Raw genomic sequence first — 16,225 nt, 5'->3', positions numbered from 1 at the left:
TGTTTCGGTGATTTGATACCGGAAGCTATTTTTGGCAAAAATTATTGTTAGTATGAAAAGCATTATTATGCTTCTTTGCCTGTTTTCGATTGGTATTACTGCTCAGACCCGTTTCAGCATTTCAGGTGAGATCGTGGATCAGAAAAATCAAAGACTTGAGTTGTCTGAAGTTAATTTATTCGATAATCAAAATCATTTGGTCAAGACCACTGTTTCGCAATACGGTACATTTGAATTCAAAGATGTTGATGTCAATAGTTATTACATCCAGATCATTAGCCATTCCAGGATACAGAATGAGCCGATCTTTACTTTAAACTCAGATTACAGGACCAAAATCATTTTCAATTCTGATGTGACTGAGCTGGAAGAACTGAAGATCATTAAAAACAGAAATAATGTAAAAGTTCAGAATGGCAATCTAAACATCGATATTACCAATTCAGCCCTGAGCAAAGTGGCAAATTCTACAGATCTGTTATCCAGGCTTCCTTTTGTAAGAATTGATTCCAATGGTGAAGGTCTCTCATTTGTTGGCAAAGGCGTTCCCTTATTATATATCGATAATCAGAGAGTTGATTTTTCCGTCGTAAGTTCGCTTTCCGTAGATGATATCAAGTCAGTAGAACTGATCCGAAATCCATCGATCAAATATGAAGCTGAAGGCAAAGCTGTTATAAAGATCAACCTTAAAAAAAGCAAAAAAGACGGCCAGAAATTAACTTTGACAGAAACAGCGATGTTCCAAAAGAAATACAGCAATTATCTCTCAGCCAATTACCAGGCAAAGAAAAATAAATCTGAATGGAAACTAAATGCTTCCTATAACCAGATCAATCATTGGGAGAGTAACGGCTTTGATTATAAGGTCGATACAAAAGCAATTACCTCAGACTATGTGATAAAATCCATCACCAAGCGTCCACAGTTGATCTTTGGAGCCAATTTCTATCAGGAATTAGACAATGACGGAGATTATATTTCTATGGCTCTCAACAGCAATATGCGACCGGATAAAGGCGATAATAATACGATTACAAATTATACCGAGGATATGATACGTTCCAATGTACAGACGATGAACAGGCAGGACAGGAATCGAACAACGATCAATGCGATGTTTAATTTCAATAAAAATCTTCCAAAATTAAATGCCAGTATTTTCACAGGTTTCCAGTATAAAAGAGAGAGCGACAATGTCAAATACGATTTTTATGATAACAGGGATTTTTCAGGTTTTGAATTCAGACAGTTTCGGCATCAGCTCTATTCAGGGAATGTCTATTCCGGACGAATGGATATAGAGAAGAAGTTTTCAGATCTGTTGAAACTGGAACTTGGAGGCAGCTATAACAGCGCCGAAACATTGACAGATAATACCACCCGGTTTGCCAATACCCAGGAGTTGGGACATTTGGAATATCACTTTCAAGAATCGAATACGGCAACTTATGTTAATCTGGATATCATTTTGAAAAAATTTGCTCTGAAGGGTGGTGTCAGAATGGAAAATACCATTGCCAAGGGAAAAAATAAATTTACAGAGGCGGATAACATAATGCGAGACTATACTGATTGGTTTCCGTCCGCTCAGCTGAGTTTTGAGCCTAATGAGAATTTTAACTATAGCCTGGATTATCGGAGAAGTATTACAAGACCTAGTTATGGTAATCTTTCGTCAGGAGGATTGTACGGAAGCCCTTACATCGAGTACAGAGGAAATCCATTCTTGCTACCATCATACTCCAATACACTGGCACTGAATGCCAAATTGAAAAAATGGTCATTAACCGCTTCTCTTTATGAAGATAAAAATCCTATGGGGTACACGTTGGTATTTGACGAAGAAAAGAATATATCAACATTTACAATTGTTAATTTCGACAGGGCAGTTGGAGGTAATCTGGGTGTAGACTATGAACTGGTCTATAAAAAGTGGACTTCTCAGAACAATCTTAGCCTTAATATTGACAAGATCGAAGATGCTATGGCGATCTCCGGAAAAGTCACGCCTTACATTTATTTCTCAACCAACAACAGTTATAGCTTCAGGAAAAATATCAGCTTTTTACTTGATGCTTCATACATCGCCAAACGCACGCAGGGTATTTTTGATTACAATGCAATGTGTCTGGTAAACCTGGGATTGAATGCGAGTTTTGGCCGACTTGATATTACTGCAAGGTATAACGATATTTTCAAACAAATGGACTACATTCAAAAATTGACTTATAAAAAAATAGCTTCTACAGGTATTTTTTATGGTAATACACCTACAGTATCTTTGACTTTAAAATACAACCTAGGCAATATCGGTAAATCCAATTACAAAGAAAAGACAGTCAATGAAAGTGCTGACCGGTTATAAATATCAAGATCTCCATTTTAATAAATTCAATTAATTAATCTAATAAAAAACCAGATGGCTAAAACGTCTGGTTTTAAATTTATCTAAGTGCAATTAATGCTTGATTAGAATTTTCTTATTTACTATTTCGGGAGTGGTTTGATTTGAGCTATGTAATAATCTGATAGAATACTTTTAACATTCAGTTCAGGGTTATTTTGATCCGGTTTTTGTTCCATTACCTTAATAAAGTTTAGATTTGTCATTGAGAATCTGATTCAATATTTCTTTTTGTTCATTAGGATCAAATCCTGCTAAACTTATTCTGAATACCTGAACTTTCTTTTTGGAGTTTGTAGAATTAAGAACCTTAAGGTAAATCACTTGAGATTTGAGTTTGCAGTCTTTAATGATTTCTGAAGGAAATTCCAGTAAAGGAAATACAAAGCCACTCCCATTCAATAGATGCTTTTTCTTTATCGATATAACAAACCCAGAATTTTCAAATTCAGTGTACTTAAGCTTAGTCATATAAATGACCAATGCAATGAATAATATTAGTAATGTTATTATGAATTGGTCTGGTTGCCTGACTATTAACCATTGCATACCGATAAGCGTAAGATCCAGTATTAGCATGAACATTAAAAATAGTCCTAATTTCTCAATACTTTTTTTGTTGCTGACTTTCATCTTTATTAAAGGCTGGACAGAAAAAACACAAATTATAAGATTTCTAACCTTCTAAAAAAACACTGCCCAGCCATATTTTATTTATTATTTATCTTTCTTAAGGCGCTTTCCAGAATGTCCACATACTACCATTATAAACGGCCAGCCTTTTTGCGCCTTCTTTGTTGATATAAACCATCATGCCCGGAGCGGGATCAGGAATGTCATCAGTACTATTTACCATAGGAAGAACCATTGCTTTGCTGTCTGATTCCAAAACCAAAACGCCATCTGCAGAAGTACTGTCTGCGCCAATAATTACTTTTGCTGCCAGATCTTCCGTAACAGTCGCAGAAGTAGGCTGTGTGGCTATTACAGTTGAGATGTCAGCTGCATTACCATTGCTGAGATCGAACCATCCATCAGAAGATTGCATATCTGTGACGCCATTATAATATTTTATTTTTGCTTTGGTTGCATCTCTGGCGTCCAGAATAATGGTGCCTTCTGTAAGGCCAATCCCAGATGGAAGTGTTCGTAAATAAGGCAGCACAATACCTTTATTTTGGCCTGCTGCGAACTCCAGCAGAACGGAAGTTTTTTGTCCGGCAGGCACCGTTCCTACTGCATTGCCGATAATCACTTGTGAAAATGCTGTGGAATATAGAGATAGGGCGATTATTGAAAATAAAAGTTTCATTATTAAATTATTTTTAATTAACAACATCACTATGGACATGCTTGTTTGTTAAAGCAACTCCAGATACCGTCATGATAGATTTTTAGACATTTAGCTGTAGTATCATAAACCATCATGCCTTCCTGAGGGTTTGTAATTTTTGGTGTAATGACTGTTGGGCTGGTTTGTCCCTGGATTTCAACAGTAGACAACCGGGTAATCACAAAACCTTTGCTATTCGATTCTAAGGCAATATGCCCTGATTTTCTTGCCATCGGCCAGTTCCCGGCTGTATCGCCACCAGCCCTTTTTAAAAGTGTGATCCCCATCTTGGTATCCGGGCCGTTACCTGTGAGTATAGCAGGCCGATAGCAGGCACAAGGAGTAATGTTAAGTCCGTACCCATATCCGTCCATGATAGTAAGCCCAACAACATTTTGTGTCACAGTAATATTATTGGTTCCTGTATGATTCCAGGTAATAGCGTTCAATGTATTGCCATTGGTCAGCACCAGCGGCTGAAGAGGACCATATGAAGCCTTACTGCCGTACAATGAAATAACTCCCGCCGGGCTGATAGAGATACGAATCAGCGGATTAGCTGCATTGCCTCGCATTTGCCATATATCAGCAGCTGATCCATTATGAGTTGTATTGATTTCATATTGAGAGCCGTCTGCAAATCTGACATTAATACCTGATGTACCTGACGACTGGAACTGAAGTTCTTGGGCTGCTATTAATGTACCGTTGATATTTAGGTTGAATGAGTTATCCAGTTCATAAATGTCAAAAACAAAACCGTAATTGGAAGCAGGCTGTGTTATGTTTTGGGTAACATATGGACCTGATGAATCGGCAATGCTCCATTGAAATGTGTTACCATTGACAGGTTCTGTACAAATTTCACCAGGTGTGAAAGTTACCGTGTTATGATTAACAATATTATTGCAAACACCACCAAGTCCGTTATTGGCACATTCATATTGCGCACTGGTAGGAGGGACTCCCGGTGTTGTATTAGTAGCGTCAGGATCCGTTACATCGTTCGGTCTTAGAATAGCAGCCTGAACCTGTACAGGGCCTGGTGTTGCAGCACTGCTTACAAGCATTGTAAAAGTATAAGTAATTTCACAGCCATTTGGAAGATTAAGCTGTGAGGAATAGGTATGTGTTGTAGCGTTGTATGTAACAGCTACCGCCTCACCACCACAATTATTACCGCTAAAAGTAAAAGATTGCGGATCAAATCCTGAAGGAACTATAAAAGTGAAAGGTGCATTTTCGACATCACTGGGACCATTATTTTTAACTTTTACTGTGTAGGTAATCTGGTCTGCAATAGCAAGAGTTGTTTTATCTGCGGTTACCGCCGTAACCTGCAGGTCTGCTGTTTTGACAATGACAGATGTTTCAGACTGTGCAATTGGACCTTTGATATAGGACCAGGTATCAATAGATTTTTCATTTCCAAAACCATTTCCAAGATTTGCGGATGATAGAGGACTGGTATTATTGGTTTGCTGTCCCCACATGTGACCTCCGGTTCCTGTTGGTCCACTTAATGAGCCACTTACACTAGCATTGGCGGGAGTAGAGCCTTTTCCTTGATTATTGGTTGTCGTTCTTGTAATATCACTGTCATCCCAGTATACGCGGTAGCGTTCATTAGTAGTATCGGTACCGTTTAAAAGCTCAAGTACCATACCGTTAGGATTAATTTCCATATCAATAAACGGGAAGTGGACTTCTGCACCACGCAGTTGTACTTTGAGTCTTATCGGCTGATTGCCTTGCGGAAGATTATTTCCATTACCGTCTTTTCCATCCCAGAATACATTATTGTTACCTGCAGTGGCAATTCCTGAAAGCGTCCTTGTTGCAAATGTTGCCGGCGTAGAGGCACTTTCTATCGTTATTGTATATGAGCCCTGTACAGCAGCATTAAACCTGACATAGCCGCCTTTGACGCTGCTGACCTGTCCCGGTGTTGTTTCTGCACCGACGAGACTAACATTAAACACTGTTGGCTCAACTACGGTGGTTTTAAGCCAAGTGGCATTTCCGGGTACACTGCCGGTTGCTGTCGCCGGCATATCGGATGCCGGCTGGCTGTAGAATATTTTATGGGTTATATCTGTAGAAGTATCGGCATTAAGAGGACTTTGTACATAAGAGGAAATTCCGCTTGAAAAATCCATACTTTTATAAGTTGAAGTATTATTAGAAATAAAACCTCTATTATTCACAAAAAATGTAAAACCAACACCGTTATTGCCATTATTATTGACTCTATAGATATAGCCATCTTTTGTTAAAGCATAAACCTGTCCGTAAAATCCACTTTGGGCATTACTGATATGAAGATTCATTACATTGGAATAGACTCTGCCAGCTATCCACGAGCCCGATGACTCCACAGAGACATCCCAAGCTGCTATTAGTTCAGAATTTGCAGACTGTGTCCACGCAGCATCCGCAGCAACACTTGTCACGGAAGGTGTAGCGGAGGAATTTACATCACCAGTCGGCGTAAATTCGATTTTCCAGATACCAGCCTGATTAGCTGAAGCTGTTCTGTTAAAAGTGGAGTAGCGGTTAGATCCCGCTGCCTGTGCCAGGAGTCTGGGGCCTGCCAATTCTGCAGTTCTGCTACCAATCTGTCCTGTTGTATTATTAGGAGAAGTATAAACGGTGCCATCAGGCGCAGTTAATATAATCCTGCCGTTTCCGCTACCTTGGGCACTTGATGCCGCATGAATAACTTCGCCCGCTTTAACGTATGCATAATGGGTTCCTGCGGATTTGAATGGCCATGAAGCCATTGTTGTGCCACCAGCTGTATATGAATTGCTGTATAAAAAAGCTCGTCCTCCGGATACACCGCTGGGGTAGAGATCTTTTGAGCCTTCAGCATAAAAAAGATTGCAATTAAGAAGGATCATAGCAGCGTATATGAACCTTCCTCTGTTGAGAAAGTTTAAAATTTTCCGTGTCATCTTGTGTTGTTAGTTATTAACAGCTATAAAAGCATATTGATTCTTGTTCTCATGTGCTGATGTAAAAAATACTTTCCCGATAGATTGTCGGGAAAAGCATTTTAGATTTTTTTCCATCATTTGTATTCTGTTTCCAGCAAGTCAAAAAATCTGGTGCAAAATAGCAGCTATAAAAGCGGGTGTGCAATAAAATGACGGGTCATATTCGGGAAAATGAATCAGGATAAAGATTTATTAATAAAGATTTAATAATTTAATAGTCTGTTATTTAGCGAAAATAAAAAGGATGATATAAGCTTGAATAATTATTTATCTTCCAAGAATGGTATTATGAAGTCATTAAACAGCTGTAATTCGGCTTCAGCATTGAATTAATTGAATACAATAACTGAAATTTATCACAAATGGATTACGATTTATAAAACATAATACATATCTGTTTCCTGAAAAATCTATCGTTTAATTAAGATGCTGGGATCTTAGGTGTTCAAGAAATTCAGACGGTGATACAGTTGTAACTTTTCTGAATGCAACTGCAAACTTACTCTGAGATGAAAAACCGGCTTCTTCAGCCAGACTTGAAATTTTATATTTGTGATACTGGCTGTCATTTTTCAATTTATAAATAATATGTCTGACCCGTAGCTCATTGATATAATTCTTAAAATCCTTCTTTTTATAAGTGTTGACAACATACGAAAGATACTTAGTATTCGTACTGCAGTAAGCAGCTACATATGGAAGTGATACATTATTTCTTGTAAATAATGTTGTCTGTTCAAACTTATCCAATTTACCGAGGATTTTTTTCTCAGTAGCAGGAGTCATCAGCGCCTGTGACTCAGGCTCGGTGTCATAATTTACAATATTAGGTTCCGATACATCTTCATCTACTAAATTTTGTGTAATCTCGGTTTCCGGAAGAGATGCCGGTTTGGTTTGTTCGATTTCTTCTAGAATCTGCTGGATTTTAGCAAATTTTTCTTTCTGTCGTTTTCTATAAATTACAAAATAGACAATAATGATAATTAGTATCAAAAGTACAGACATAATGATGACATTTTTCCACCCCGATTGTTTCTTGTTCAATTCGTTATCTTTCTTTAGTCTGGTGTAAGAGTCGTTGATATAAGCTGAAGCTTTATTGCTTATCTTTTCCGAGACAGAATCCTGTTTTTTCTTAGCCTGGTTCAGTTTTTCAATATCTTTGGTTAAAGCATAATATTGCTGGGAGCTTTCATATATTTCATTTTTTAGACTGAGATATGGAGATTCTTCAGCCATTTTTTGTGCCTGGTCTATCAAAGGTTTTGCTTTTTCAGGATTTTTTTGAGCAATATATATCTGCGCCATTCCATTCAATACGAGTGCTTTAAGAAAGTTGTCTGACATATGATTCAGCTTGTCCAAAGCTTGCTCATAGTAATCCATAGCCTTAGAATAATCTTTCAGATAATAGTAATTCAAACCTAAAAGCTGTTCATTATTAGCTGAGAGAAACGGATTGTCCTGTCCGCTTAATTTAAAATAGCTCGAAGCGTCATTAATATATTTGATGGATTGTCTGTAATTTTTATGTTCGTTTTCATAGTAAGCTTTTTCCTGCATCAGAAAACCGTTGGTCTGATTCACAAGTCTGGGATCATCTATCTTTTTGATGGTTTCTGACGTTTCTTCAATATATTTTTTAGACTGGTCAAAGAGCTTCAGATGACGGTACTGAGTAGCAAGGAAACCGGATATTTTTGCTTTCCACACATTGTCATCGGTGTCTTCAAGTATTTTTTCTGCTTTTAAAGCGTAATCAATAGCATCTTTAAATTCACCGGATTGTTGAAGTAGTGAAGCTGAAAGCATCAGACTTTTAGCCTTATAGCGAGGGTTTTCAGAAATATTATATAGAGAGTCAGCAATTTTTAAAGCTTTCGGAAAATCTTTTTGAGAAATTTCAAGATAGGTTCTTGTGTAGATCTGATTGTATGCTTCTGCATTTTGGCCGTTTAAACTGTTGATAAGAAAATTAGTAAAAAGAAATACCAAACGGAAAACAATAATCTTCCAACATTTTAATTTTATAGTCATCATGTATTGTTGTTGAACTTTCAAAGTTAACATAATATATTTTTAACAATTATGACCAGGCACGTATTCTGTCTTTTGTTTTGAATCAAAATCAGGAAAATGGCTCTTAAAAATATTGTTGTATAATTTTGTTTTTCAGTGTTTTAATTAAAAAAATATATTTTTAGTTGATTTACATATTATACGATAGTAAAAAGATTGACAAGACACATTTCTAATTATATAAAGGCTTAATTTTTCTGACTAATTAATGATCTTTTTTCAATAATACCTTTCAGGATGGCGATCCAGATGGTGGAGAATAACAGAGACAGGCAGGTGATTCCAAGTCCTGTCTTGTATAAGCTGTATTCAATAATCCCTGTTTTATAAGCAACAGATAATGCCAATATGCCAAATTCTCCTGTTTGAGATAGTAAGGCACCGCCATACCAACTGTCCTTCCAGTTATATTTTAGCAATCGGAAAATGATAGCCGACATCACACTATTGCTTGCCAGACTGATTAAGATCGATAAAAAGACCGGACATTATATATTTCTAAATGAAGCCATTGACGAAATAAAAAATAATGAAAAAAACATATTATGCAGATGAATCCTCTGTAAAAAGATTTTCTGTACATCAGAATGTAGCTGCTGCAATATTGAATTTCCTCAGCAATTTTTTAATATAAATGATAATTTAATTATTTTCAGATAAGAAACCGTTTATATGGTTTTTTTTTGATTTGTTAATAAAATACTATAACCTATTCTGCTCATCCGTTTTGCGTCCGGCTTTCGCATCTTTCACTTTCTGATTTCCGAAATTATATTTCAGATTAATCATAAAATATTGTGTGTCGCGATAATCCTTGAAATATTGATTCTGGTCTGCATATCTCGTCGAGATCGTATTCTTATTCGTTCTGAAAATATCATTGAAAATCAAGCCTGCTTCTAATCTTTTATCAAACATTTTCTTGTTAATGATGACATTGGTGTTCTGAGAGGAACTGATGTCAAACGAACCCTGGATTGTCTTCGAATTATAAACATAGGAAACATTGAGATCCCAGGTTTTTGCTTTGTCCAACGTGATTTGCGTAGAAATATTCGCATTATAAAAGAAGACGTCATTTTTATACAAAATCTTATCAGTTCCCATAAAATAATTCTCCTGATATTCGCCCATTGCAAAAAGATTCAGTTTCCAGTAAGGTTTTATAGAAAAGTTTTTGGAAAAATTCGCTCCCAGGTTTTGTCCGTGGTCGATATTGGTGTAATTGTAAACCGTTTCAAAAGTCTGCGGATTCTGGATAGAAATTTCCATAGAAGGGTCTTTGATATAGCTGTAATAAGCTTCAAAATTCCAGTCTTTCACCGTGTAAGTCAGACTCAGATTATGAATGATGGTTGATTTCAGATTCGCATCACCTTGGAAGTAAGAATACAGATTGTAATAAGATTTGGAAGGATTCAGGAAATCGTAGTTTGGTCTGTCGATACGTTTTCCGTACGAGAATCCTAATTGCTGGTCTTCTTTCAGGTTATACATCAGGTAAAAAGTAGGGAAGAGTCCGGTTCTGGTCGTCTTATTTTCCACAACCGGATTATCAGAATTGGTTTTGATAAGGGTTGTTTCTGAGCGCAAACCGGCTTTCATTTCCCATTTTTTCCATTTGTATTCCAAGGAAATATAACCAGCAAAAATATTCTCTTTATAATTAAATAGGTTGCTTTTTGTTAAATCCTGAATCAAAGTTCCGCTGGTTCCGTCAAAGAAATTAAGGTCATTTTTATTCTTAACAAAACTGTATTTCAATCCGGTTTCCAACGTGAATTTATCATTCGAAAATCGGTAATCCAATTGCGTCGCATAAAGCGAAATATCCTGAATGCTGTTGTTGGCAAACCTGTTTTTACTTTCCGGCTGTCCTTGGAAATTCAATAATGTTTCTACATCCTGATTTTCCTTGAATCGTTTCATACTGGAGTTATTTGTCCAAGTCAGGTTGTTGTTCCCGAATTTTTTATCATAAACCAGATAAGAATTAAAACTGTTATCATATTGCTTTTTCTTGTTGGATGTTAAGTAATACGATTGCAACTGATTATTTTCCGTATTGTAAATATTCGTCGGAACATTGTAATGACCATTGTTGTTTGGCGCATTGTAACCATCAAAACCAAATTGTACAGTCGATAAACTATCCAAATTATATTGTCCTGAGAAGTTGTAGACGTGCTGTTCGTGAGCGTGTGTTTTTCTTACCATATCGCTTTCCCAACGGGTTTTGTCCTTGTCAAAAACCACAACATCAAAGTTTTTTCGGACATAATCTCCGCTTACAAAATTGTAATTCCCCGTCAGTTGCCATTTATCAGTATTGTAAGATTGCGAAGTCCCGATTAATCCCTTGGCATAAGTTGCCTGAGTATATCTTGTCGAGATTCTTCCTTTGTAACCTGATAAAACATTTTGCTTCATTTTGATATTGATAATGGCGCTACCTTGCGCTTCGTATTTCGCAGGCGGATTGGTGATGACTTCAACCGATGAAACATTATTTCCATCCGTGTTTTCAAGAAATTGTTTGAGTTGTTCCTGCGTCATCAAAGTTTTTTTATCATTAATGGTTACAATAATTTGAGAGTTTCCTCTGACACTTAATTCTTCATTTTTCACTAAAATATTGGGTGTACTTTTCAAGATGTCCCAGGCATTCAGATTTTGAAGCGGTGTTTTATCTATATTAAATTCCAGTCGATCAATTTTCCTTTTCAGTAAAGGTTTGTTGGCTTTTATTGTGACGCTTTCAATGGATTTTATAGTGTCTTTTTTGAGAATGATGTTCAGAAACTCATTGTTTTCAAGAGTAATTTCATAATCCTGATAATCTGGTTTTTTGATGACAATTGAGAAAGGAAATTTCGAAATACCTTCAAGACTGAAATTCCCGTCTTTATCGGAATAGAATATCGATTTGTTTTCATTAATTTCAATGCTTGATTCAGAGATAGGTTCCTGATTTTCATTCTCGATGTGGCCTTTGATATTCTGACTCCAGATAAACATTGGAAGTAAAAGTAAAACTACATTATAAATTTTCATTTCAATAATTTTGACAAAATTGAGACGAAACACAGGAAAGTTTTGTTAATGAACGGTTAATGGAAGGTTAATGTCTTTTTTGAAAGAAATTTGATTGTATTTTTGATGTTCAAAAAGTTAAACACGAAGGCACAAAGATTTTCACCAAGAACACGAATTTGAATATTTCAAGATTAATTTTTGCTGAGCGAAGCGCCTTTGCGAATCTTAAAAATATTTTCAATAAGATTCAAAAAACTTTGCGGACTTTGCGTTTAAATTATTCTTTATGGTTTTAGAAGAATCAATATGAATCGGAAGAAAAACATCACAATTATTTTGTTCACGTTCAGCCTTGTTATCTTGGTTGTTTTGCAGGGTTATTATATCTACAATTCTTACCGTCTTGAGGAAAAAGAGCTCAACAGACAGGCTAGGATGATTGCGGATAAAACACTGGAGACAATGGAAAAATACGAGACCGAGACGAATGAAGAAAAACTGGTTGGCGATTTTGAAAGACTAAAAAAAGGTATTACGATACAAAAAGAAAAAATTACACATCCGGAAAGGATTTATAGCTCGGAAAAGCTGTACAATCAAAAACTTGAGAAAACGCTTAAAGACAATATAGGAGATTCTGGTTTTGAGATCGCAATGAAAAGCGAGATCTATTCGATTCTGGATGAGGTTCAGAAAAAAGAGCTTTTGCCAAAGAATCGTTCACTTGTTTTGTACCAAACTGTAAAAAAAATGTCAAAGCCTTTGACCATTAATGAAGGTAAATGGTCCAGTCGTCAATCCAGGGAAAATACGGATTTGAATTTGGATGAGAAAGATTATTATTTAGTTAAATCTAAATCGACTTTTCAACTTCTGAATGTCAAATTTTTAGTTTTAAAGAAAATTATTCCTTTGATTATCATTAGTTTATTGATTGTTATTCTAATTGTAATCTTATTCCGAAACAGTATCAAAAACCTGAATCGCCAGGAAAAGAAAATCTCACAGCTTCACACAACTATCGATTCTATCGCTCACGAATTGAATACACCAATTACAACTCTGAAATTTTCAGTTGCTCAATCTTCCGATTCTGAAACCAAAGCTCTGCTCGAACGTCAGATCAAACGCCTCGAGAATATTGTTTCGTCCATTCATAACAATGATTCTGATGATGTTTTAATGAATAAAAACGAGATGGAACGTTATTTTTCGGAAATACAGAAGTCTTTTCATAACATCGATTTCAAAATTAAATTGGATTTTATTGAGAACAAATCTTTATATCAAAACGATTTCAAGCAAGTTATGGATAATCTCATCGATAATTCATCAAAATATGGCGCAAAGGAAATCGAGATTTTGATCAAAATGAACAACGCAATTGGAATGGAAGTTTCTGATGACGGCATCGGAATTCCGAAAGAAGAGAAGCAAAACATTTTTGATAAATATTACCGCATTACGAGAGACGAAAATCTTCACGTCAATGGTCTTGGAGTCGGACTTTTTCTGGTTAAGACAATCGTTGACAAATACAAAGGCGATATTGATGTGAATCCAAAAAAGAAAGGTGTTTCATTTAAAATTACAATTCCCAATGAAGCCTAAAATTTTATTAGTTGAAGACGACCAGGACTTGGGAATGGTTCTGAAACAGTATTTGGAATTTTCTGATTTCGATGTGAATTGGATCCCGAATCCTGAAGAAATTCTTAAAAACAAAAAGCAGATTGACCAATATCAATTAGCAATTCTCGACGTAATGTTGCCTGTGATCGACGGTTTCGAATTGTCTAAGGAAATCAGAAAAACTTCTAATATTCCATTTTTGTTTTTGACGGCGAAAGGTCAAAGTATCGACAGAATTTTAGGTTTGAAGCTTGGTGCGGACGATTATATTACAAAACCTTGCGAACCGGAAGAGCTGATATTAAGAATCAAAAATATACTCAAAAGACAACAGAATTCTACAAAAGCAATAATTAAATTGGGAAATTATTCATTCATTCCTTCGCAGTTTCAGTTGCTTTTCCAGAATGAAACCATTCAGTTGACGGAGAAAGAATCTGAGTTGTTGCTTTTACTTTCCAAAAACAATCAGAAAATTATTAATCGTAAAGAAATCCTTGAAACACTTTGGGGAGAAAATGATTATTTTCTGGGAAGAAGTCTGGATGTCTTTATGACAAGGTTACGTAAATATTTCCAAAAGGATGATAGAATCAAGTTCGATTCTGTTCGCGGGATTGGTTTCAAAATAGAGTTTCCGGAATAAGTGTCGGTTTTAGATAAGCGTATTGGGAAAGTATCGTTATTTGTTGTTGGTTTTAAATGGTTGATATATAGTGAATTAAATTTTATTTTGCAGGTTTCCTTTTTTTGATATATTTGAAAGCTTCGTATATATTAGACCTTAAAAATATATTTCCTAAGTGCAATCTCAATTTGAAAAATTATATTCTGACTATAAACATCAGGTCTTCTTTTTCGTGAAAAAATATGTTCACGGACAGGATGATATTGAGGATATCGTGCAGGATATTTTTGTTCATCTGTGGAAGTACAAAGATGCTTTGGATAAGAATAAGGAAGCTGTTGTTTTCAAGACTGCGAAACAGGAAATTGCTAATTTCTATAGAAAAAATAAATTGTCTTTCTCAGATTTCAAAGAGCAATCTCATCTTAGTATTGTAAAGGAAGAATATGACGAGGACGAATTCAAATCCTATTCTGAACAGGTTGAAAAAATACTCCAGCTGATTCCCGAAAAAAGTAAATCTTTTTTTCTCAAACATAAAATTGACGGACTGAGCTATTCCGAAATTGCAAAAGAAAACAGTATTTCCAAAAATGCTGTGGCCAAGCACGTTAATAAGGTGCTTCATATTCTAAAAACAAATATTAATCTCTTTTTTCTGCTACTGATTTTCATTAAAAAGCTTTTTTAGGGTTGACGATTTCAATGGGTCTGCGTAATTAAATTATAAGACAGAAATCAATCTGAAACTAAAATAAGTTTATAATGAAGAAATCATTTTCAATTCTGCTAATTGCAGTTTCCTTTTTTTATCAGGGACAAACTACCAAAGAAGAAATCCTCTCAAATTTAAATCAAACCGGCGGTGTTTACTACGCTTATCCAACTCCGACAAAAAAACTGACTGCTGTTCCGTCCGGATATCAGCCATTTTACATCAGTCATTACGGAAGACACGGCTCAAGATGGCTCATCAATGATAAAGATTTTTCCGGTGTGATGGACATTCTGAAAAAAGCTAATGAGAATAATGCCTTGACAGAAAACGGAAAATCAGCGTTACAACGATTGGAGAAAATCTGGAAAATTGCTGAGGGTCATAACGGCGATTTGACGGAATTAGGAGGATTGCAGCATAAACAGATTTCTCAAAGAATGTTCAAGAACAATCCGCAGGCTTTTGGAAATAATGCGATTGTGACAGCCAAATCAACGGTTGTTCCAAGATGCATCATCAGTATGGCGTATTTTACAAACGAATTAACAGCGAACAACCCAAAGCTAAATATTAGCATCGAATCTTCCGATAAGTATATGAAATATCTGAATCATCATACCAAAGAATCTATCGATTTCAAAAGCCCAGATAACTTCTGGCAGGAAGAAAAACGGAAACTCAAGCAAGATGCATTACGCTCAGAACGTTTTATCAAAAATCTCTTCAATAATGAAGACTATGTTTACAAAAACGTGAATCCTGATAAAGTAGTGGAATCTTTCTACTGGATTGCCAGCGATATGCAGAATCTGGAGACGGACATTTCTTTTTACGATTTGTTCACGAAAGATGAATTGTTCAATATTTATCAGGCCATCAATTATCAATTTTATGTGAATGATGCTGCATCTCCTTTGAGCAAAGGATTGGTAAAAGATAATGCAATTCCATTAGTTAAAAATATTCTGGAAGAAGCAGACGATTATATTAAAAACAATAAAAGTGGTGCATCACTTAGATTTGGTCACGATGGAAATATTGCACCATTATTAGCTTTTATGAGAGTTGAAGGAATGGATAAAGAAGAAATCAATCCAAGAGAAGTCTATAAAGTTTGGAATACTTTTCAGGCTGCACCAATGGCTGCCAATCTTCAGATGATTTTTTATAAGAATAAGAAAAGTAATGTTTTGGTGAAATTTCTATTGAATGAAAATGAGGTCAGCGTCCCTGTTGAAACCAAGAGTTTTCCTTATTACCAATGGAATGATGTGAAAGCCTATTTGGAAAGAATAACCAAGTCAAATTAATATCGAATTTTTAATTAATATTAATTTAAAAAAATTTAAATAAAAAGGTTGACGATTTAGAAATCCTGCGTAATACTGAA

The 16,225-nt window shown here is 35.6% G+C and carries 11 protein-coding genes; 5 read left to right on the top strand and 6 right to left on the bottom strand.

Features of this window, described 5'->3' with window-relative positions; all coding sequences use genetic code 11:
- Positions 1 to 52: 52 nt before the first annotated feature.
- A complete protein-coding gene (locus tag AC5P2S_RS11070; protein WP_494554868.1) occupies positions 53 to 2,368 on the top strand; it encodes a TonB-dependent receptor domain-containing protein in 2,316 nt (771 codons plus the stop codon).
- 222 nt (positions 2,369 to 2,590) lie between these two features.
- Here AC5P2S_RS11070 and AC5P2S_RS11065 read toward each other — a convergent pair whose 3' ends face one another.
- The 6 genes from AC5P2S_RS11065 to AC5P2S_RS11040 form a co-directional block, all read right to left on the bottom strand.
- Positions 2,591 to 2,992, bottom strand: a complete 402-nt coding sequence (locus tag AC5P2S_RS11065) for a hypothetical protein (protein WP_494554867.1) — start codon at positions 2,990 to 2,992, stop codon at positions 2,591 to 2,593.
- 145 nt (positions 2,993 to 3,137) lie between these two features.
- Positions 3,138 to 3,719 carry a phage tail-like protein gene (locus AC5P2S_RS11060; RefSeq protein ID WP_494554866.1) on the bottom strand — a complete coding sequence of 194 codons (582 nt, stop codon included), beginning with the start codon at positions 3,717 to 3,719 and terminating at the stop codon, positions 3,138 to 3,140.
- Between the two features lie 29 nt (positions 3,720 to 3,748).
- On the bottom strand, positions 3,749 to 6,643 hold the full coding sequence (locus AC5P2S_RS11055; RefSeq protein WP_494554865.1) for a phage tail-like protein: 2,895 nt from the start codon (positions 6,641 to 6,643) through the stop codon (positions 3,749 to 3,751).
- A gap of 513 nt (positions 6,644 to 7,156) precedes the next feature.
- Positions 7,157 to 8,779, bottom strand: a complete 1,623-nt coding sequence (locus AC5P2S_RS11050) for a helix-turn-helix domain-containing protein (protein WP_494554864.1) — start codon at positions 8,777 to 8,779, stop codon at positions 7,157 to 7,159.
- A 230-nt stretch (positions 8,780 to 9,009) separates the two neighbouring features.
- Positions 9,010 to 9,291, bottom strand: a complete 282-nt coding sequence (locus tag AC5P2S_RS11045) for a cation:proton antiporter domain-containing protein (RefSeq protein WP_494557025.1) — start codon at positions 9,289 to 9,291, stop codon at positions 9,010 to 9,012.
- A 232-nt stretch (positions 9,292 to 9,523) separates the two neighbouring features.
- Positions 9,524 to 11,875 carry an outer membrane beta-barrel family protein gene (locus tag AC5P2S_RS11040; RefSeq protein WP_494554863.1) on the bottom strand — a complete coding sequence of 784 codons (2,352 nt, stop codon included), beginning with the start codon at positions 11,873 to 11,875 and terminating at the stop codon, positions 9,524 to 9,526.
- A 288-nt stretch (positions 11,876 to 12,163) separates the two neighbouring features.
- Between AC5P2S_RS11040 and AC5P2S_RS11035 the strand changes: the two genes are divergently transcribed.
- From AC5P2S_RS11035 to AC5P2S_RS11020, 4 genes are all read left to right on the top strand, one after another.
- Positions 12,164 to 13,468: a sensor histidine kinase gene (locus AC5P2S_RS11035; RefSeq protein WP_494554862.1), complete on the top strand. Its 1,305-nt coding sequence runs from the start codon at positions 12,164 to 12,166 to the stop codon at positions 13,466 to 13,468.
- Positions 13,458 to 14,135 carry a response regulator transcription factor gene (locus AC5P2S_RS11030; RefSeq protein WP_494554861.1) on the top strand — a complete coding sequence of 226 codons (678 nt, stop codon included), beginning with the start codon at positions 13,458 to 13,460 and terminating at the stop codon, positions 14,133 to 14,135. The genes AC5P2S_RS11035 and AC5P2S_RS11030 overlap by 11 nt, the downstream gene beginning before the upstream one ends.
- 157 nt (positions 14,136 to 14,292) lie before the next feature.
- A complete protein-coding gene (locus AC5P2S_RS11025; RefSeq protein ID WP_283417997.1) occupies positions 14,293 to 14,808 on the top strand; it encodes an RNA polymerase sigma factor in 516 nt (171 codons plus the stop codon).
- A 74-nt stretch (positions 14,809 to 14,882) separates the two neighbouring features.
- Complete coding sequence (locus tag AC5P2S_RS11020; RefSeq protein WP_494554860.1) at positions 14,883 to 16,145, top strand: histidine-type phosphatase; 1,263 nt, start codon at positions 14,883 to 14,885, stop codon at positions 16,143 to 16,145.
- Positions 16,146 to 16,225: the final 80 nt, after the last annotated feature.

This window comes from Epilithonimonas sp. 33E (assembly GCF_059372615.1).
The sequence above is the reverse complement of the archived record's forward strand: the minus strand, read 5'-3'. Positions and strand labels throughout refer to the sequence as shown.